Below are 19,326 nucleotides of genomic sequence, written 5' to 3'. Positions count from 1 at the left end.
TTCACGTGATCCTCACTCAGATTAGTCGAGAGCAAACTCCTGCTTCCAATCCGTATCTCTTTCCAAAGGCTTCTGGTCTTCCTTCTTCAGTACACAATTTTCTAACACCAAGATATCCATTTCGGTTCGCATGAAACAGCGGAAGGCATCTTCCGGCGTACAAACAATCGGCTCTCCGCGCACATTGAAAGAGGTGTTAACCAATGTGGCATATCCGGTCCGCTCCTCGAAGGCCTTCAGCAAGTAATAATAGCTAGGATTCGTATCTTCGTGGACCGTCTGAATTCTTGCCGAGTAGTCAATATGTGTGACAGCTGGGATATCCGACCGGAGAACGTTGAGGAGTTCGATTCCCCACAGTCCCTTTTCACTCGACTTAAATGGCAGCCTGCGCTTCTCTTGCACAGGTGCCACCAAAAGCATATAGGGACTATCGCAATCCATTTGGAAATAACTATTCACCCGTTCACGTAGGACTGACGGCGCGAAGGGCCTGAACGATTCCCGGTACTTGATCTTGAGGTTCATGACGGACTGCATCTTCGTATTGCGTGCATCTCCCAGAATACTCCGCCCACCTAATGACCTCGGCCCAAACTCCATGCGACCTTGGAACCAGCCCACAACTTTGCCCGCAGCAAGCTCCTCCGCTACTCGAGTAAATAGATCCTTCTCACCCAGTCGTACATAGGCAGCGTCGAGTTGTTTGAGTCTCAGTTCAACCTCGTCGTTGCTAAAGGCTGGCCCCAGATAACTGCCTTTCATCTGGTCACTGATGTTATTCGCAGTTCTTGGCTTATTCTCGTACAGATGCCACGCGCTCAGCGCTGCGCCCAAGGCACCACCAGCGTCACCCGCTGCTGGCTGAATCCATATGCCCTTGAATGGCCCCTCGCGTAAAACCCTTCCATTGCCCACACAGTTCAGTGCTACCCCTCCAGCCATGCAGAGATAGTCGACGCCCGTCTCGCGGTGCATGGTCCGAGAAAGTCGTAACATCACCTCTTCTGTGACTTCTTGAATTGAGCGAGCCAAGTCCATTTCCCGTTGGGACAATTTCGATTCTGGTTGGCGAGGCGGGCCGCCAAATACTTCGTCAAACTTCCGGCTAGTCATTGTGAGTCCGGTGCAGTAGTTGAAGTACTCCATGTTCATACGAAACGTCCCATCTGGCTTCAGATCCAGAAGGTGTTCATAGATAGCTTTCACATACTTCGGCTCTCCATAGGGAGCCAGACCCATCACCTTATATTCACCCGAGTTGACCTTAAAGCCAGTGTAGTAGGTGAACGCCGAGTACAAAAGCCCCAACGAGTGGGGAAAGGGAATTTCCCACAACGGCGTCAGCGTGTTCCCTTCACCAAGCCAGGCAGAGGTTGTCGCCCATTCTCCAACCCCGTCCATGCAGAGCACGCCAGCTTTCTGATAGGGGGAAGCGAAGAATGCGGAGGCGGCGTGAGACTCATGGTGCTCGCCGAACAACAATTCAGGCAACTGCGCCTGATCCACACCCTCCACGCACGTCAGAACCTCCTTCTGAAGCAACTTCCTCAGAAACAGCTTCTCTTTAAGCCACACGGGCATGGCGGCGAGAAATGACTGAATGCCTTTGGGTGAGAATCCTACGTATGTTTCAAGAAGCCGCTCAAACTTAACAAGGGGTTTGTCATAGAAGACTAAGTATTTGACATCCGAGATCTTAATGCCAGCTTGGGCGAGGCAGAATCGCACTGCATGATGTGGAAAACTTGAATCATGCTTCTTGCGTGTGAACCGTTCTTCCTGCGCGGCTGCAATAATCTCTCCCTCATGTACTAGACAAGCTGCACTATCATGATAGAACGCCGAAATACCTAGTATATACATTGCCTTTTTTGCTCCAAAATCTAGCTAACAAGGGTCCCTTCAATGGGATATTTTAGCTTTGTACTCTCTGCTGCAGTCCCACGGCCAAAAATACTATTGCATTTTTGAAATGGGTTTGGATAGGCTCAACTCGTGCTACCGCCCATCCGATGTCAGCCACCGGGTCTTGAAAATAGAGGACGATCGCCCAAGCTTCTAGCTCTCGCTGCGGATCCTTGATCGGAAAAGGGGCCAGATCAAAGTCCCATCAAGAAACTCTGGAAGCTTCCACCCCTATGCAGAGCAGAACATTCAAGCTTTGATTCTTCAGGCATTGACCACTCCTCGAATGTCAATAACAACTCGCGCCTGATAGGAAAGAGCCTTCAGCAACAACACCACGCGAGACGTCCCGTTCAGCTTTTTCTCAAAGACCGTATCCAATCCGCACAACGGTCCTTCGTGAATTCGCACAGCTTTGCCTGGCACAAGTGCGCAATCAGCAATTTCGATGATACTGTTCACAGCTTGCCCCTTAATCGAATCGATGATTGAATCGTCCACAATCGAGGGGCCGGCACCGAATGAGACAACATCCTTGACCCCTGTGGCATAACTAACTGCGCGATACTGAGCCGGCATCGCACACCGTACAAAGAGATACCCTGGAAACAAAGGCGTGGCTAATTTTCGATTCACCACGGACATGGGCGTGCCTTCCATCAGCATTGGAAGAAACACCTCCACCCCAAGCCGCTGAAGATTAGTCTCTGCAAACGCTTCACAACGAGGCTTCGTCCTTACTGCATACCAATACTTCATCATTCACCGTAACTGTTTATCCAAACACAGCACATGCAGCCGCACCACCCTGTACCCGGCCTTGGCATATGTCACGGATTGGCTGAATTGCATCGATTACAGGAGCAAACGCGAAATCACGCAACAGATTTTTCAACCGTTGCTCGGTTCTCTCGAGATTTAGATAATGGCGAAATTTTGAAATCACGGGCCCCTCCATTCGAGGTTGATCTGGATCAATCTCCCAAGGGTGCAGATACATGACGAACTGAGTTCCAGTTTTTTCAAACTTCCTTAAAATCATTCTAGAAGCTGAATAGGGCAAGAGGCGAAAGTACCCCCCCCCGGGAGTAGGGAGCTGAATACCGCATAGGTCCGCTGTAGGTAGAGCCAATTCAAAAATGGGGCCGGCGGTCGTCACGATCTCCTGCACACAGCTCTGCATCTCAACTTTCTCCGAAGGTTGGAATCGACTATAGATACTGGAGTCATAGAGATAGCCTTCTTCAACCAAAATCGGTAACGCCCACGGGGTTCGATCAGTGATCGAGAAGCTGGGCGCCCGATAGCCGAATACCATCTTTCCCGTCAACTCTTCCAAAATGCATTTGGACCGCCTGACGTCGTCCCGAAACTCGCTTTCAGTCTGATTGGTAACTAACTCATGTCCGTAACCATGCGATGCAATTTCATGCCCCTGTTTCGCCAACGCTTTGACCAACCCCGGATGTCGCTCCGCCACCCATCCTAAAACGAAAAATGTGGCCTTTGTCTCAGCAGACGCCAAGAGCTCCGCGAGCCGAAGCGTATTCTGCTCAACGCGACTTTCCAGCCGATCCCACTGTTGTCTTCTGGCATCGGACCAAAAGGCCGATACCTGAAAATGCTCTTCCACATCAAATGAGAGGACATGGCGTACCCGCGCCTCTTGGCTCTGCTGGTTGGAAGCCATTACTGCGCCCCTTCCCCGAGCAACATCACTCGCACCGTCTGCACCAGAATGCTCATATCGATCCCGAAGGACAACCGCTTGACGTAGTAGAGGTCATATTGCAACTTCATATGGGCATCTTCTGCAGAGGCGCCATAGCGAAACTTCACCTGTGCCCATCCGGTGATGCCGGGCCTGACCGTGTGGCGCAAATCATAATAGGGAATGGTTTTTCGCAAGTCCTGCACGAACACCGACCGCTCCGGGCGAGGCCCAACAAGACTCATCTCCCCTCCTAACACATTAATCAGCTGCGGAAACTCATCGACACGAGTCTTTCGCAGCCACCACCCGACGCGGGAGATGCGCGGATCATCCGCTTGCGCCCATTGAGCCCCTGCATTTTCAGCATCTTGCACCATTGATCGAAACTTCCAGATCGAAAAGGGCCGCCCGCGCAATCCGACACGGACCTGGCGATAAAACACGGGCCCTGATGAATCAACCTTAATCAAAAACGCGACGAGTAAGAATAGTGGAAACAGCACTAGTAATCCCCCGATTGCAACCATCATGTCACCGAACCGCTTCATGATACGGGTGACCATGCGTTGCTTGAAACCATTTGAAAAAACGAGGGCGCTTGGGCGAAGCGAATCAATTGAGAGGCGGCCCGAGACTTCTTCGAACAATTGATGCCCATCACGAACATCTATTCCCATCGCCTTCAAATCGAGCAGCTGTTCAACCGGCAGTGCCGAGCGACGATCTTCAAGACAAACAACGACAGTAGTCACCTTCTGTTCTTCTACTACTCGTGCCACCTGTCCATAAGTGCCAAGGATTCCGGGCACATCTTGATTCTTCTCTAGTCGCTCATTTCCCCCTACAAGAGCCCCAATGATTTCCACCATACCAAAGCGTTGCGAACGTACGACTCGACAGAGTTCCCCGGCAAACTTTCCGCTTCCCAAGATGAGTATCCGCTTTTTAGGACTCAGTCCGTCCCACCTCGAATACACGCCCTCCGTGAAGCGGCACAACTGCAGCTCCGGCTCCACTGCAGCCTCTTTATTCACCACTTCGTCCGCTTTTACCAACATAGGGCGTCTCGTACATGAAATAAGGCGCGAACTCCATTTCAACCTTCGTCAAGACAACTCCAATCTCGTCGCTATTGACGTTGAGCTGCTTGACCGCTTTGCGTACCATATCGAGGCTGGTCAAGCCGGCTCGCACCACAAGAATCACTTGATCCGCCAGACTACCAAGGACATTGACATCAGCAAGTGTCAATATAGGCGGCCCATCTAAAATCACATGGTCATAGCGAGTCCTTAGCTCTGGCAAAATCTGTTTCACATACTGAATCCCGGAAATACTGGCAGGCCTGACCGTCGGATCCCCGCACGGCAGAATCGAGAGTGGAATCCCCTCATAGTGATGAATGCAATTGTCAAGGATGTCTTGCCCCAGCATCGCTTCGCTGAGGCCGGGCTCGACCGAAATGTCCATGTATTCATGCACCATCGGGCGCTTGAAATCGCAATCAATCAGGAGCGTAGATTTCTTCAGATCATGAGCTAGAACATAAGCAAGATTGACAGCCGTGGTTGTTTTACCTTCCCCCATAATACTGCTCGCCACCAGAGTGACTACATGTTTCTTTCCAGCCGTCATCAACAGCAAACGCGTCGACGCCACTCGGTATTGCTCAGCGACAATGGAATGCTCCCCCCACTTTGCAATCAAATGAAACGCTTGGGGCAGACTCGTAAACGATGCACGCTTGGTACTGGATCCGGCACCCGTCCGGTTGCGTCCATATCCATAATGTGATGGAGCACGTCCAAAAATACCGACACTGGTTGTAGGCCCAGTAAGAAGCGCCCGCGACCCCATCGAACCCATTCCGACTGTCATGTTGTCAAAAGGAGGGATCGAGGCGATGACCGAAAGACCAAGATAGCTTTCGACTTCTTCGGGGCGGCGACAGCCGGGCTTCATAAACTCTACGCCAATGGCTCCTCCCAACCCGATGGCGCAGCCCAGCACAAACCCGCCGAGTAGAAAATGGAGAAGTGTCGGTGGTTCTTCGTCATAGGGAAAACTTGCCGGCTCAATAATGCGATACTGCTCTCCAAACTGACGACTCTCATAATTCCCCAAAATCCTGGCATTGGTCCGCTTATCAAGAAGAGATTGATACCCCTTCTGGAGATTCTCATAGTCTCGGACTAGGATTGTGAGGCGCTGTTCTGCCGCGGGTATACGTTGTACATGCGCTTCAAGCTCCTTGATCTGACGAACTGTCTTGGCCTGTTTTTCCTTAAGGAAGGCCATCTCACTTTTTAGTTCATTGCGCTCCTTCATCAGTTCTCTCAAGAATGGGTCAATGGGCTTACGGGCAACCTTGGCACTGTTTTCAACCCGTCCACCTGTCGTCTCACCCACACCCAGTTGATCGCTACCAGCCACTCGTGGCTCCAACTCTAACCGGCGGATTTCCTGTCGAAGATGCACCACATCCGGATAGTTCTCCTTATAGACCCCCAAGAGTTCATTTAGCTTTTGCTTTAATTCCTCTAACTTGGCACCACGAGGGTCGGGAGACCGAGATTCAATCATTCGCCCGCCCCTCTCAACTGGAACCACTGGAACCACGTCGGTTGACCCGAGCTCAGAGAATTCCCTGATCGCTTTTTCCAAGGCCGTAAGCCGTTCCCCTCCCTTGTTCAAAGATTCACTGGAAGTCGTAAGATCAGCCTGCAATCGATCGAGCGTGCGCAGGTTGGCCTCCATCTGGCCCGGCAATTCTCCGATATGATCCTTTTTGAAATCAGATATCGCCTGTTCCTTGGCTTCAAGTTCCGCCTTCATTCGATTCAGCTCAACAGACAGAAACTCGGTTGTAGTCTCTATAAGTCCTTCTCGTCTCTTCGCATTGTCTTCCTGCAGCTTGACGGCAAGAAGGGCCGTGACGGCTTGAGCCACATAGGGATCAAAGTGTTTATAAGAAATCGCAATGCCGACGCCGTCTTTTGGTTTTTCCACGGCAACGGCCTGTCGAAGGCGTTTCATCAAGGATTCTTCTGTTGCCTCTTCCTTATCTCGATACGGCTTCATATTCTCGATAATAGGCACCAACACGGATTTATTCGTAAGTGCGAGCAATACCTGCTGCATGGCAACAGTCGCAGGGTCTTCACCCCCTCTTCCCTCAGCCCCCCCTAGACCTTTCACATAATCCTTCGACACTTTCGGACTATCGATTGTCACAATGACCGTGGACTTATAGGTCTTAGGAAAGATCTTCCAACCTCCGTAGGCTAGAGACAGACAGGCGACGATACTGACAGCAGTCCACCACCATTTCTTCAACAGCACCCTAATCAGATCTTCTTGGGTCAGTGATTTCATATGAGCAAACTCGCCATTTTTCAGTAGACGGCCTGAGTAAGACTTAGTTGAATCAGGTGCTTGTCGTAAGCGAAATGATTTCCACCAAATACATTATCCACATTTAGATAGGTATAGATCAGCGTGAGAAACACCTTCTGGGTGGGCCGATACAGTAACCCCACTGTTCCTCCCACCGTGGCCCAGGAGAGGGCACCTCCTGAGTTCGACCCATACTCGTTAGCAGTGGTATAGTTCGCTCCCAGTAAACCGGCGAGGTCACGGACCGGAGTATTCTGAGTTAGGTTGAACGACACCGAGTGACTGAGCAACGATGCGCTTTGGAACTGAAATGACGGAACAATACCGGACCGGTAGGCGAGAGCAATCGAAGTTGCCGGATCCTTCCAGAGGATGGCAAGACTGCCGAATGGTGCAATCACCGAAGATAACCGCACCCCATTTAATTGCCCCGACAGCTCCTGCACACCACCGTTAGCGTTAAAACTGACTACGGTCGAGAACTTGTGCGCCCAACCTAGTGCACCGCCTCTTGTCTTAAACTCCCCTACTCCACCTTGATCAAAGTCGTTACCTATAAAGTCTATCCTCACAGTGTCCTGAAAGGAGGTTTGCATTGAGAAACCAGCGGTGTATGCTTGAATATCTTGACTAATCAGAGTCGTGACTTGCGGAACCTGTGCTCCCCCATAGCGGATAAAACTGTTCGTATAGCTCCCGGTCAAGCGAACAGTGTTGTAGAGTGGAAACTCGAAGAGGGTATTGACACTGTTAGAGCTCGTCTTCGTACGAACGGCTTGAAAACCTGCTACCAACGGATTTGTCTGTTCCCCAGATTGGTCTCCTATCAGAAACGCAGGGGGCTGAGGGCTGTACAAATATGTATCGGATACCATCCACCTCGCCCCCGGCCTCCATTGACTCACCAGATTGCTCAGGTCTAGACCCACACCCACATTTGCACCCACATAACTTAGACCAGTATTATTCACATAATAATTGCCGACCGCCCCTACGACCGCATTCATCTTCACCAGTTGTTTATGATCTGCAAACAACCCTCTGACTTGGGGTGCGATGGTCGTGACAATGTCACCCGGGGACAGTCCTTGAAGCTGGCTCTTCGGTGCAAAAAACACATTGCTGTCATATTGCTCTGCAATCCGGACTGAGGGAATAATGCGTATCCCTTCTACAATTTGAATCGAACTGGGATCAGTCACCCCGCCGAATGCTGTTCCTGGAGCATTCGGCATTTCTCCGCCCATCCCACCGCCGCCTACTCCACCCATCTGTGCCTGACTCAACGAACACAATCCAGCGCCCATCCCAAGAATAATGCTTGCCATGTGCGTAACTAGCCATCTTCTACTCACCTATGGCACCACGATGACATCACCGCTCCGCAGAATGAAATTTCCCGGCACGGCAGTACCCGTTAGAATATTGTTATAGTGCACCGGAATCTCGATCTGGCGTTTCTTTTCATGCCCTTCTGGGCCAGTACTTACATTACGCAATACCTTAATCTTGTTCTTGTTCGCGAAGGGTCCAAACCCGCCGGCCAGCGAAATACCTTGCACCACATTGGCATAGGACTTGAGCGGATACTTCCCCGGCTTCACGACTTCTCCCAAGACATAGATGAAATAGCTGTTGACCTCCTTCACTTGAATTGTGACAACTGGTGCTGAGACGTATTCAGTGAGCCGATCGCCGATACGCTTCGCCAAAACATTCGCAGTAAGCCCGGCAGCTGGCACGTCCCCGATCAGAGGCATAGTGATTGTGCCATCCGGACGAATCGTCACCTCACCAGACAGGTCTGGACTTTTCCAGACCATCACCTTCAGCACATCCTCCGGCCCGAGGAAAAAATCAGATGGCGCCGTCAGGTCGACTTCGTAATTCACTCTCTTTTCCGCACACCCCACCACCCCAAGCACTATGGTGACGATGAGAATCCGGCTGAGCGAGGTACGCATCCTATGTCTACTCCCGGCAATAGCCATCATTGATTTTCTCTGGTATTCAATATTTGTCCGTTTAACAAGCGAAAGCACCACCCATACTCTGTAATCGTGGCATTGGCGGCCTTGTCATCCCAACGAGAAGCAAGGATTTCCTCCCCATATTGCCAGCAGTCGGTCCCAAGCCTATCTCTCGTGGGAAAAATGGCGCTACGAAAATGAGGCTACAAGGACATATCTTCTGCAATCAGTGTTCGATATCATTACACTGTCCCAACTCCAGTATCCTTACTTAGCCCTACGGTGCAACAAACTCTTCATGACAGGTAATCTTCAGCTCATGAACCCAATCCATTCATCATGAAAATAGGGCTGTTCGGCTTTCACGATAGATATAATTGACCCTATCTAAAGATACTATTTGCCCTAACCAATATACGGCACTCTCGTCCTTAAACCATAAGATGAATGTCTAGTTTTAGTGTAGCAGATCAGGCACATTTGTCCGGGCAATTGGCTGCCGGAATCGTTACGCCCCTTCAAGCCATAGAACACGATTGTTTCTAGTCGACTGCTCCTCTCTCCCTACCACTACAAGTTCGGCTATTTCCTGGACGTACTTGAGCCTATCAATACGTGTGCCTTACTGACGCGTCGAGTGAGAGTTACATGACCGGAGAGAGGAATGAAAATAAGGCAATCAATTCAACAAATTAGATACATGCGTTCGATTGATCTGTGCATACCCTACTAATGACTAGTATCATTCGCGCCTAGCTGTAAGCGACACAACACACTCACCCAGCTAGCAAACTAGATCAAAGAAGATCAAGGAACAGACGGTCAAGAAATCGAAATCCTTTCCACCTGAACACACGCGACTGGAATCCCCTAGAAATACGCTAGGTCATCCTGCGTCTTGAACCAGAGGCCACTATGCTTAGTGCAACGAATCCATCCCTCATGATCGCCGTCCTGAGCCGTCAATGGATCCTGTGGTTGGGCTTGCAGAAAGTGCTTGAGGGCCGCGCGACGGTCCAGATAGTCGTGTCTCCGCACCAGTGGAAGATCCCAGACGGATGCCCCACCGGAACCAGGCCAGACGTGGTCATCCTAGATCTGGAGACCGAACACGACGCCATCGGCACCATCACCCAGATTCGGGCATCCGCCCCGACCAGTAAGATCGTATTGTTATGCGGGCTTGAGGATCAGTCCCGTACGCGTGAGGCGTTTGCCGCCGGAGTCGACGGCATCATCCTTACGGTTCAACCACCCACCGTTATACTGGCAGTGATTGAGGCGCTATATACCTCCGCCCAGCCCAAGGCCTATGGAGAACGAGATGGTACCGTAGGGCTGGACCTCGCCCCCCAAGCCGTCAAGACAAAGAGTGACGCCGACGCATCACCGCTGACGTGGCCCAAGACATTGACGGAGCGACAACAGGAGATTATCCGGTTGGTAGGGCAGGGCCTCTCAAACAAAGACATTGCCTACAAGTTGTCGATTAGCGACAGTACGGTCCGGCATCACATGACAAACATTTTCGACAAGGTCGGCGTACCCAATCGGCAGAGCCTCTTGATCCACACCTACCAGTTCCGCTCCAGCCGGTGAAGACACCTGCATTCAGAGACTTGGTATAGAGCCCAGCGCATTTCTCACCACTTCGATCACTGCGACCGCACTCAGTGGAATGCGCGTCTTGTCGCGCTGGGGTGTGCAGTGAAAACGAGGGTCTTTCTGAATAGCCTATCGGCCACTTCAGCATCCGCCAGTCATCTCAAACTCAGCGTCATTGCGGATGTTGCCATCTCGCTCACCAACAGACTATTCATCACTGTTGGCACACGCCTCTATGTCTCGACTGCCGATTCATCACTCCAGTCCGTGAACCTTCTCTCCGGCGTACTGATTACGGTGGGTGCGGCATGCGGTGGAAACTCATACCGAGTCGCGGGCCTAGAAGAAATGCCGCGTACACGCGAAAGATGTGGAAGTCAGATATGAGACCTTGGTAAGATGCGCACGGTGTTGATTGGTTTCGCGAGCATGAGAACAATCCAGCGCTGAACGATCGAAACCCTTCCGTGCCGAGGTAGCTCAGTTGGTAGAGCACAGCCCTGAAAAGGCTGGTGTCGACAGTTCGATTCTGTCCCTCGGCACCATCACAATACAGCCTCCACAGCTACACCGATGATGTCAGCAATATCGGTGGTATTCACCTATTCACTTCGAAAAAACATTGTTATGAACGGCGGGTGAGGTATGCCTGAGAGACTGACACGTGGATCGCGTAGCGGATTTGGCTGAATCCTTCTACTTCTTCAGCGTCCGAATATACGCCAGTACGGCTCGACTATCCTCTTTGGACAAACGAGTGTTCCATGACGGCATATTCGGCTTTCCCTCGTGAATGGTCTGAAGCAGCATCGCATCAGACCTTTTCTTCGTGGTCGGTCTCGTGAGGTTGGCAGGCTCTGGCCCTAGAAGCAAATAGCCATCCCCCTTCCCCTCCGAGCCATGACAGCCGGCACAATACCGAACAAATACCTTTTCCCCTTTTGCAACATCGGCGCGCTTTGATGCCAACTCGTTCGGCGCGGCGATCGATACCTGTACCCCCACAATCATGGCAACCAGCCCCATGCATACGGTACCAGCGAGCGTAGGCATCCTCACCTCATCCTTTCTCTGGCCTCACCATCCTCATCACGTCGATGGCATCCCGTCAGGCCGGCGAGCCGGCATCAGCTCAACATTGCCATGAGGAGTGTCACCGGCTGCCGAATGGATGGCAGGAACTGATCCTCCTCGCAATTCGCCATGAGCACCCCCCTCTGTCGAGCGGCCTTCCAACCACTGATAGAGGACCGGCAGCATGATCAAGGTCAGCAGCGTCGAACTCACGAGGCCACCGATGACGACGATCGCCAACGGACGCTGCACCTCCGAGCCAATCCCGTTGGCAAACGCCAGGGGAACCAACCCCAAGAGTGCGACCAACGCCGTCATCAAGACGGGGCGTAACCGAAGGAGAGCGCCTGAGGTCACCGCTTCCTCCAAACTATGGCCGTCCTCTCGCAATTTATTCATATAGGAGACGAGCACAATCCCGTTCAACACCGCCACGCCAAAGAGATTGATGAATCCCACTGACGCGGGCACGCTGAGATATTCCTTGGTGAGCCACAGCGCCACGACCCCTCCGATCAACGCAAAGGGCAGATTCAAGATAATGAGGGTTGCCTGACGGAGTGAATTGAAGGTTGAATACAGCAAGAAAAAGATCAGGCCGATTGTGATCGGAACGATGACCTGTAGCTTGGCCATGGCACGTTGCATGTTTTCAAATGACCCGCCCCAAGTGACCCGGTAACCGGGCGGAAGCATGACGCGGTCAGTAATTTTCTGCTGCGCCTCCGCAACCAACCCGCCGATGTCTCGCCCCAGCGTATTGAACCCGATCGATACGTACCGTTGCAGCTGATCGCGGCTGATCCGGCCAGGTCCCTCTTCCAACTGCACGGTGGCGAGATCCGCCAATGGAATCAGTGCACCCGCATGATCACTGACCCGAATATTACTGATGGTTTCGACACTATTCCTGTACTGTTCCGGAAACCGCACCACCAGCTCGAAGCGTTGCTGGCTTTCGAAGATCCGAGTGGCTACCTCCCCACCAATGGCGGTGGTGATAATCTCCCGTACATCAGCGACATTGATCCCATGCCGCGCAATCTTGCCGCGATCGATATCAATTGTGAGATAGGGCTGGCCGAATACTTGCTCGACTTTGATATCTCGGACCCCTCGGACCGCTTCGAGGACTTCGGCGATTTCTTGGGCTTTATTCCGGAGCACTTCCAGATCATCACCGAACAGCTTGACCGTGGCTTCCGTGCGCACGCCGGAAATCAATTCATCGACGCGCTGCTGAATCGGCTGGCTGATGAGGAATGTCGCGCCCGAGACAGTCGTCAACCGCTCGCGAAACTTCTGCATCAACTCCGGCATCGTCTTGGCCGTGGTCCACTGATCCAGCGGCTTCAAGCGAACCACCGGATCACTTTCATTCGGCTCCTGTGGATCGTTCCCCAATTCCGTACGACCGATTTTCGAGACGACCATCTCCACTTCCGGAAACTCCATGATCGCCTGCTGCATCCGCTTTTCGATTTCGATTGAGGCAGGAAGCGACACGCTGGGAAGCCGAATAGTCTGAGGGGCAACTGATCCCTCGTTCAGAATAGGGATAAATTCTGAGCCTAATGTTGGCACCAACGCCAGCGCCCCGATGAGCGCGCCGACGGCCATCACCACCACGGTAGTCCGATGCCCGAGGGCCCAGTGGAGAGTTGGCGCATAGAGACGCTTGGCTTGCCGCACAATCCACGGATCCTCCTCGCTCCCCTGCTTCAGAGCTAACGAACAGAGGACCGGCGACAAGGTGAGCGACAGGACCAGAGACACCATCAGCGCGATCATGATGGTATAGGCAAGCGGTTTGAACATCTTCCCTTCCATCCCTTGAAGGGACAAGAGAGGGAAAAACACCAAGATAATAATCAGAATCCCAAAGACGACCGGCTGTCCGACTTCCTTCACCGCTTGCGTCACCAGCTGAAGCCTCGGTATTGCGGCAGCAGAATGATGCGACAGATGGCGATACACGTTTTCGACGACGACGACCGACCCGTCCACGATCATCCCGACCGCGATCGCCAGCCCTCCCAGCGACATCAGATTTGCGGTCAGCCCGATTTGTCCCATCACGATGAATGTGGCCAGCGGCGCCAATACCAGCGTGCCGACGACGATCAGCGCACTGCGAATATTCCCAAGAAACAGGAACAGCACCACGACCACGAGCACCACACCTTCAGCCAACGATTTGTAGACCGTATTCAATGCTTCGGTGATCAGTTCGATACGGTCGTAAAACGGCACAATGCGCAATCCATCCGGCAACAGATGTTTCGCATGGATGTCCTCAATACGAGTCTTGATCCCCTCGACGACATCCCGAGCGTTGCCTCCACGCAACATCAGCACGATGCCACTGACCACCTCGCGATCCCCGTTCAACACCGTGGCGCCATGCCGCACCGCATGGTCGATCACCACTTGAGCCACGTCGGAGATATAGACCGGCGTGCCACCGGTTTCCTTCACCACGATCCGCTCGATATCCTGAAGCGAGCGGATCAGTCCAATTCCTCGCACGATGTATTTCTCATCATGTTTTTCGAGGATATTCCCGCCGGCGTTGGCGTTGTTTCTCGCCACCGCATCGAACACCTCACGAAGCGTCAGACCGTATTTCCGCAGCAGACCTGGTTCGACTAACACCTGATACTGTTTGACGTACCCGCCCATTGAATTGATATCGATGACCTCTGGCGTGCTCTTCAGAAGGGGGCGAATGATCCAATCTTGAATCGTCCGCTGTACAATCAGGCTTTGGTGTTCGGCTTCGCTATCAGCGGCAGCTCCGTGAGGAGCCTCCAAGTAATACTGAAAGACCTCTCCCAATCCTGTACTGTTCGGCACCAGCATCGGCTTGGCCCCTGGAGGAAGCTGTTCCTCCACTTCAAGCAATCGCTCAAGCACCAGTTGGCGGGCCAGGTTCACATCCATGGAGTCATCAAACACGATGGTGATCAGCGAGAGACCGACTTTCGTGAGGGAACGCATTTCCGTGAGGGACGGCACACCCGTGAGCTGTAGCTCGACCGGATAGGTCACCAAGCGCTCAACTTCAGCGGGAGAGAGCCCCGGCGCCTTCGTAACAACCTGGACCAGCACGCTGGTCACGTCTGGAAAGGCGTCGATCGGAATGGTCCGAAAGGCATAGATCCCGCCGGCGCCGATCATGATCGAACAGATAATGATAAGGAGCCGCTGGCGGAGGGAGATGTCCAGAAGACGGGAAACCATCAGACGGGTTTCTTCAATAACTCGGACTTCAAGACAAAGGCACCATGGGTCACGACCGGTTCGCCTTCGTTCAGGCCGCCGAGGATAGCCGTCACGGTCCCATTGGATTCGCCGACGTGCACTTCCCGCAACTCATACTCGTTCGGGCTGCGTTGCACGAAGACGAAGGTGCGTCCTTGATCGCGTTGCAACGCGGCCTCCGGCACAGCCAGTTGCTCAGGCTGGGCTTCGGAAAAGAGTCGAATCGTCGCGAACATTTCCGGTTTGAGCCGCCCATCTCGATTCGGCAACTCAATCCTGAGTTGCATGGTGCGTGTCACGGGATCGAGCACATCACCGACATAGGTGATCGTCCCTCGAAAGACCTCCTTGGGATAGGCGTTGATCCGCACCTCAACTTGCCTGTCTCCGGATGCATGGATGGCATGCGCGAAGGGAATGTCCTTCTCGGGAATATTCGCTTGCACCCAGACTTCCGAAAGATCAGCGATCACGAATAGATTATCAGTCGTCTCGACGACCTCGCCTCGTGTCAACTTACGCACGATGATCCGGCCGGCAAAGGGAGCCACAATCGGCACGACCGAACGGATCTTCCGGCTGCTCTCGAGACGCCTGAATTCTTCATCATTCATGCCAAGCAGCTTGAGCCGGTCGTGCGATTCATTGGCTTCGGCCTGATTGCTTAGCAACTCTGCCTGGCGGCGCTGCAATTCTGCCTCGCCAATCACCTGCTCTTGGAGGAGGAACTGCGCACGCTCGAAGGCCTGCTCGGCCACGTGAAGCTTGGCCTTGGCTTTGAGATAAGCCGATTGAGCAAGCCCCAGATCGCTGCTATACAGAATCGCCAGCGGGGCATTGCCTTTGACCTCCTGGCCTAGCTCACCGTACACCTCAACCACTCGCCCTCGCACCAACGCAGTGATCTCCGCCATGTTCCGTTGATTCGGTTGCACGATGGCGGGGAAGTCCCGGTGCGTTCGAAAATCGCTGCGTGCGACCGGCTGGACAACCACGCCCACCCGCGACGACTCCTCCGCCGATAGCGTGATGCGGCCAGGAGCTGACACGGCAACAGGCGACTTACTTGCCACCACATCGCTCGGCGTTCCATCGCAGCCTGATTCCAGCACCATCAAACCGAACAGAAGACCGGACATGCCTCGGCTGAGACACTTCGATGCAGCTCGTCGTGAACCAAACAGGGCCTTCACAGCGCCACCCCTACGGCTTGCTCCAGTCGGGCCAGCGAGGCGGAGAGGTCACGACGCGCCTGCGCATAGTCTAGTAAAATCTGTCGCTGCACTCGCTGCGCATCGAGCACTTCCAGCAGACTTGACGCCCCCTGTTGAAAACTGAACTGCGCCAGCCTCAGTGCCTCCTGAGCCTGCTTCAGCAATCCCTTCTCAAACACCTCGAGCAGCTCCGCGGTAGTGCGCACATCCTGAAAATGTTGGTACACGGCTCGTCCGAGTTCATTACGTGTCCGAAGCAACTCCGCTTCTTCTCGGCGTTTCACCCCTAACGAGGAGGCAATTTCTCCCTGACGCCGGTACCAGAGCGGTACAGGGACAGAGAGACCTCCTTGAAATGCCTCTCGCCCAAGATCACGCCAGTATCCACCGTTGACGGTGAGCGTCGGCACTCTCGCCTGCCGTTCAAATTCAATCTTCCAATCCGATTGTTCGACAGACTTGAGCAAGCGCTGGATGGTTGGATGCTGCTCCATCATGCGAGTCATGAGTCCTTCGATCTGCAGGTCACGCGGCAAGGTCCTGAATTCGCCATAGACCAGATAGGACGGCCCCAGCGCACCACCGGTCAAGGTATCCACGACAACGCGGTTGATCCGAATCAGATTATCCGCCCGCGCAAGTTGCTGCCGAGCCTTCAGAACTTCCACCTCTGCCTTGATGGACTCAAATTGAGGCGCTTCGCCCGACTTGACCCTTGCCCTCACGATCCTGGCCACACCTTCGACGGTATCAAGATTCTGGCGCGCCAAATCGGCATCATGTTGAGCCAACAGCAGATCGTAGAATGCCACCTTGACCTGTGACGCCAAGTTCAATCGCGTCTCCAACATGCCCACGTTGGCCGTCGCCAATCCAAGATCCGCCACTCGTTGCCGCGCGGCTCGTAACGACGGCCATTCGACCGGTTGTCCGACCGTCACGTTGTATTCCGTGACCCCCTGTCGATCAAGAACCGGTCCAATGGTCACTCGACCAATATCCCGTAAATTTCCATGCCCCCCGAAACCGGCAATAGTGGGATTCGGGTAAGCGCCGGCCGCCGTCTGCTGTCCCTTCTGCTGTTCGATAGTTCCTTCGGCGAGCGAGACCAGGGGATTTCTTGCCAAGGCCAGATCCACAATCATGTCGAGGCTATACGGCTGCCCATCAGATTGAGCAGAGGCCGTGACCACGCCACATCCGAGACTGATTGCACACACCAACACGAACCTGACCCCCATTCTCATCTCCAGCCTGAATCGCATGAACTGCACCTCATAGTAGGCCGAACGTAGTTTAATTTCAAACGTCTACGCTGAATGGCCCAATCCCCTAGATTTGTCATCGGAGTCGAGCCTCAATCCGCTGAAGTAGAATGCCGAAATCGCCGCGGTCGCCGCGACATTCAACGACTCCACTCCCTCGGCCAGTGGAATGGAAAACCTCACGCGAGACGCCTTCACGATGTCTGGGGCCAACCCTGCTCCCTCGTTGCCGACCGCAATCATGAGACGGCTGGGTCTTGTTCGAATCTTCCTGATGGGGACTCGATCAGCCGAAGTCAGGATCGCCGCATAGATGTCACAACCATAGGAGAAGAATGACTGGAAGTCCCGCACAGGAAAGACCGGAAGGCTCAGGATGGTGCCAGCCGTGGCACGAACCACCTTGGGACCAAAATGATCGGCAGAATCGGCGCTCAACCACACTCCGGACAAATTCAGCGCCGCAGCTGTCCGAATGATCGCACCCACGTTCGCTGGATCTTGCAGTCGATCCCCATACAGGCCAAGTACGTGCGACTGTTTGAGCACATGGGCTTCATCCCACCGAGGTTGTCGGACGACGGCTAATATCCCTTGCGGCATCTCAACATCAGTCAGCTTGTCAAAGTCGGCGTCTGGACACAGGAACTGGGACGCAGGCAGTTTCGTGCGCGCCCTTCGATCTACCTCGGTCTCCACAGAGAGAAAGCGCGGCGAGACGATCAGACTGAGAATGGCCTGAGGAGAATGGTGAATCAGATCACGACAGGATTTGGCTCCTTCAAAGACGAAGGCAGCTTCTCTGGATCTGGCCTTCGTATCGCGAAGCAGTTGCCGGATCCGCGAGGCCTCTGCACGAGTGAGAACCGGTGGCTGCAGCACGACAGCCACCTAGAGACCCGTCATCGCACTGAAACACATACGGGCAAGACAGCTGGAGTGGGTAATCAACGACGCCTTCGTTCAGAGGCCGCTTCAGCAGCGCGGATACGTTGCGCCCTCGCCTTGGCACGTTTCAAGGCTGTCAGCTTTCCCCGAGTCCGAGTCTGCTCAAACTGTAACTGTTCAAGCTGAGACTGCAGGTGAGCCCTTTCCTGCTTATGCAAAGTCGCGCATTCTGCCTTGGACAACTGTGTCCAATCCCCGCTGCTCCTGGCGCGCTTGATTCGATCATCCAAGGACTCTCGAAGCTGCTTGGACCGCATCGTCATGAGCGACTTGAGCGCCTCTTGTCGGCGCTGGACCTCTTCTTCCTCAGCCATGATGCCACGAATATCGGTTCCTAACATACGCCCCCACCTCCTTCAACACGATGAAACTTGTGTCGGTATTATACCGATTTCACACCCGCACTGTGAATAGATCATAACACATTGATTTTAATAAATAAATGTCAATTTATAGGATGATTTAATTGAAGCTCAACCTTTCATTGTGTATCATAGCCTTATGTCGATAGGGCTATTTATCCAGGGCTGGAGACTTTCCAGAAACCAATCAATCGAGTCGTTATCAGACGCGACAGGAATTTCGACGACGCTCCTTGAACACATCGAAGCGAATCAGGCCGATCCCACGACCAGTACACTTGAAGCTCTTGCCTCCGCGTTTTGCATTCCGCCTTCTTGGCTATTCGACAACCCCCAATCCTTCAAATGGCTCTTCACAGATTCAGCAGAGGATGAGGAGCCGGACACCGCTCAGATTGATCCGGTCACCGATCGAATCTTGACCGGATCTCACGCCGATCGATCACTCTATGTCCTCTTGACCACGCTCATGCAAGCCGGTGAACCCAAACTCTTGCGGGCCGCTGAGATGAGCCTGCGGAGCTTAGTCAAACAGTCTCGCCAAGCGACTGTGCCGTGGCAACAGCGCCCCTCCGGACATTTCGAGCCGCCAAGCGATTAGCACAG

At 53.4% G+C, this 19,326-nt stretch carries 15 protein-coding genes and 1 tRNA gene; 3 read left to right on the top strand and 13 right to left on the bottom strand.

Annotation, left to right across the window (positions count from 1 at the left end):
- Positions 1-21: 21 nt before the first annotated feature.
- From E8D52_13385 to E8D52_13355, 7 genes are all read right to left on the bottom strand, one after another.
- Positions 22-1,866, bottom strand: coding sequence for a hypothetical protein (locus tag E8D52_13385; GenBank protein ID TKB66684.1), 1,845 nt, complete (start codon positions 1,864-1,866; stop codon positions 22-24).
- A 306-nt stretch (positions 1,867-2,172) separates the two neighbouring features.
- The gene (locus E8D52_13380) at positions 2,173-2,670 is read right to left on the bottom strand and encodes a hypothetical protein (protein TKB66683.1); all 498 of its coding nucleotides are present in this window, start codon (positions 2,668-2,670) and stop codon (positions 2,173-2,175) included.
- Between the two features lie 13 nt (positions 2,671-2,683).
- Positions 2,684-3,598: a DUF3473 domain-containing protein gene (locus tag E8D52_13375; GenBank protein TKB66682.1), complete on the bottom strand. Its 915-nt coding sequence runs from the start codon at positions 3,596-3,598 to the stop codon at positions 2,684-2,686.
- A complete protein-coding gene (locus E8D52_13370; GenBank protein TKB66681.1) occupies positions 3,598-4,680 on the bottom strand; it encodes a TIGR03013 family PEP-CTERM/XrtA system glycosyltransferase in 1,083 nt (360 codons plus the stop codon). Before E8D52_13370 ends, E8D52_13375 begins: the two co-directional genes overlap by 1 nt.
- Positions 4,649-6,997, bottom strand: coding sequence for a hypothetical protein (locus tag E8D52_13365; protein ID TKB66680.1), 2,349 nt, complete (start codon positions 6,995-6,997; stop codon positions 4,649-4,651). Before E8D52_13365 ends, E8D52_13370 begins: the two co-directional genes overlap by 32 nt.
- Before the next feature lie 20 nt (positions 6,998-7,017).
- On the bottom strand, positions 7,018-8,346 hold the full coding sequence (locus E8D52_13360; GenBank protein TKB66679.1) for a hypothetical protein: 1,329 nt from the start codon (positions 8,344-8,346) through the stop codon (positions 7,018-7,020).
- 27 nt (positions 8,347-8,373) lie between these two features.
- A complete protein-coding gene (locus E8D52_13355; GenBank protein TKB66678.1) occupies positions 8,374-9,012 on the bottom strand; it encodes a hypothetical protein in 639 nt (212 codons plus the stop codon).
- 891 nt (positions 9,013-9,903) lie between these two features.
- Between E8D52_13355 and E8D52_13350 the strand changes: the two genes are divergently transcribed.
- Both E8D52_13350 and E8D52_13345 read left to right on the top strand, forming a co-directional pair.
- Complete coding sequence (locus tag E8D52_13350) at positions 9,904-10,587, top strand: response regulator transcription factor (protein TKB66677.1); 684 nt, start codon at positions 9,904-9,906, stop codon at positions 10,585-10,587.
- Positions 10,588-11,062: 475 nt separating this feature from the next.
- A tRNA-Phe gene (locus E8D52_13345) sits at positions 11,063-11,138 on the top strand.
- 151 nt (positions 11,139-11,289) lie between these two features.
- On the opposite strand, the gene E8D52_13340 is transcribed toward E8D52_13345, so the two are convergent.
- From E8D52_13340 to E8D52_13315, 6 genes are all read right to left on the bottom strand, one after another.
- Entirely contained in the window at positions 11,290-11,646 is a 357-nt protein-coding gene (locus E8D52_13340; protein TKB66676.1) for a cytochrome c, read from the bottom strand.
- A 36-nt stretch (positions 11,647-11,682) separates the two neighbouring features.
- The gene (locus E8D52_13335; protein ID TKB66675.1) at positions 11,683-14,910 is read right to left on the bottom strand and encodes an efflux RND transporter permease subunit; all 3,228 of its coding nucleotides are present in this window, start codon (positions 14,908-14,910) and stop codon (positions 11,683-11,685) included.
- Complete coding sequence (locus E8D52_13330; protein TKB66674.1) at positions 14,910-16,070, bottom strand: efflux RND transporter periplasmic adaptor subunit; 1,161 nt, start codon at positions 16,068-16,070, stop codon at positions 14,910-14,912. Before E8D52_13330 ends, E8D52_13335 begins: the two co-directional genes overlap by 1 nt.
- A gap of 50 nt (positions 16,071-16,120) precedes the next feature.
- A complete protein-coding gene (locus tag E8D52_13325; protein ID TKB66673.1) occupies positions 16,121-17,410 on the bottom strand; it encodes a TolC family protein in 1,290 nt (429 codons plus the stop codon).
- A gap of 45 nt (positions 17,411-17,455) precedes the next feature.
- Positions 17,456-18,292 carry an RNA methyltransferase gene (locus E8D52_13320; protein ID TKB66672.1) on the bottom strand — a complete coding sequence of 279 codons (837 nt, stop codon included), beginning with the start codon at positions 18,290-18,292 and terminating at the stop codon, positions 17,456-17,458.
- A gap of 65 nt (positions 18,293-18,357) precedes the next feature.
- The gene (locus tag E8D52_13315; GenBank protein ID TKB66671.1) at positions 18,358-18,699 is read right to left on the bottom strand and encodes a hypothetical protein; all 342 of its coding nucleotides are present in this window, start codon (positions 18,697-18,699) and stop codon (positions 18,358-18,360) included.
- Positions 18,700-18,859: 160 nt separating this feature from the next.
- Here E8D52_13315 and E8D52_13310 point away from each other — a divergent pair, with 160 nt between their 5' ends.
- Positions 18,860-19,321: a helix-turn-helix transcriptional regulator gene (locus E8D52_13310; protein TKB66670.1), complete on the top strand. Its 462-nt coding sequence runs from the start codon at positions 18,860-18,862 to the stop codon at positions 19,319-19,321.
- Positions 19,322-19,326: the final 5 nt, after the last annotated feature.

Source organism: Nitrospira sp., assembly GCA_005116745.1.
Taxonomy (GTDB): domain Bacteria; phylum Nitrospirota; class Nitrospiria; order Nitrospirales; family Nitrospiraceae; genus Nitrospira_D.
The sequence above is the reverse complement of the archived record's forward strand: the minus strand, read 5'-3'. Positions and strand labels throughout refer to the sequence as shown.

Excerpts from the sequence above, each read along its gene's own strand:
- E8D52_13375 (TKB66682.1), bottom strand. The coding sequence starts at position 3,598 with ATGGCTTCCAACCAGCAGAGCCAAGAGGCGCGGGTACGCCATGTCCTC.
- E8D52_13330 (TKB66674.1), bottom strand. The coding sequence starts at position 16,070 with ATGTCCGGTCTTCTGTTCGGTTTGATGGTGCTGGAATCAGGCTGCGAT.
- E8D52_13335 (TKB66675.1), bottom strand. The coding sequence starts at position 14,910 with ATGGTTTCCCGTCTTCTGGACATCTCCCTCCGCCAGCGGCTCCTTATC.
- E8D52_13310 (TKB66670.1), top strand. The coding sequence starts at position 18,860 with ATGTCGATAGGGCTATTTATCCAGGGCTGGAGACTTTCCAGAAACCAA.
- E8D52_13355 (TKB66678.1), bottom strand. The coding sequence starts at position 9,012 with ATGATGGCTATTGCCGGGAGTAGACATAGGATGCGTACCTCGCTCAGC.
- E8D52_13370 (TKB66681.1), bottom strand. The coding sequence starts at position 4,680 with ATGTTGGTAAAAGCGGACGAAGTGGTGAATAAAGAGGCTGCAGTGGAG.
- E8D52_13315 (TKB66671.1), bottom strand. The coding sequence starts at position 18,699 with ATGTTAGGAACCGATATTCGTGGCATCATGGCTGAGGAAGAAGAGGTC.
- E8D52_13340 (TKB66676.1), bottom strand. The coding sequence starts at position 11,646 with ATGCCTACGCTCGCTGGTACCGTATGCATGGGGCTGGTTGCCATGATT.
- E8D52_13360 (TKB66679.1), bottom strand. The coding sequence starts at position 8,346 with ATGGCAAGCATTATTCTTGGGATGGGCGCTGGATTGTGTTCGTTGAGT.
- E8D52_13385 (TKB66684.1), bottom strand. The coding sequence starts at position 1,866 with ATGTATATACTAGGTATTTCGGCGTTCTATCATGATAGTGCAGCTTGT.
- E8D52_13365 (TKB66680.1), bottom strand. The coding sequence starts at position 6,997 with ATGAAATCACTGACCCAAGAAGATCTGATTAGGGTGCTGTTGAAGAAA.
- E8D52_13380 (TKB66683.1), bottom strand. The coding sequence starts at position 2,670 with ATGATGAAGTATTGGTATGCAGTAAGGACGAAGCCTCGTTGTGAAGCG.
- E8D52_13325 (TKB66673.1), bottom strand. The coding sequence starts at position 17,410 with ATGCGATTCAGGCTGGAGATGAGAATGGGGGTCAGGTTCGTGTTGGTG.
- E8D52_13350 (TKB66677.1), top strand. The coding sequence starts at position 9,904 with ATGCTTAGTGCAACGAATCCATCCCTCATGATCGCCGTCCTGAGCCGT.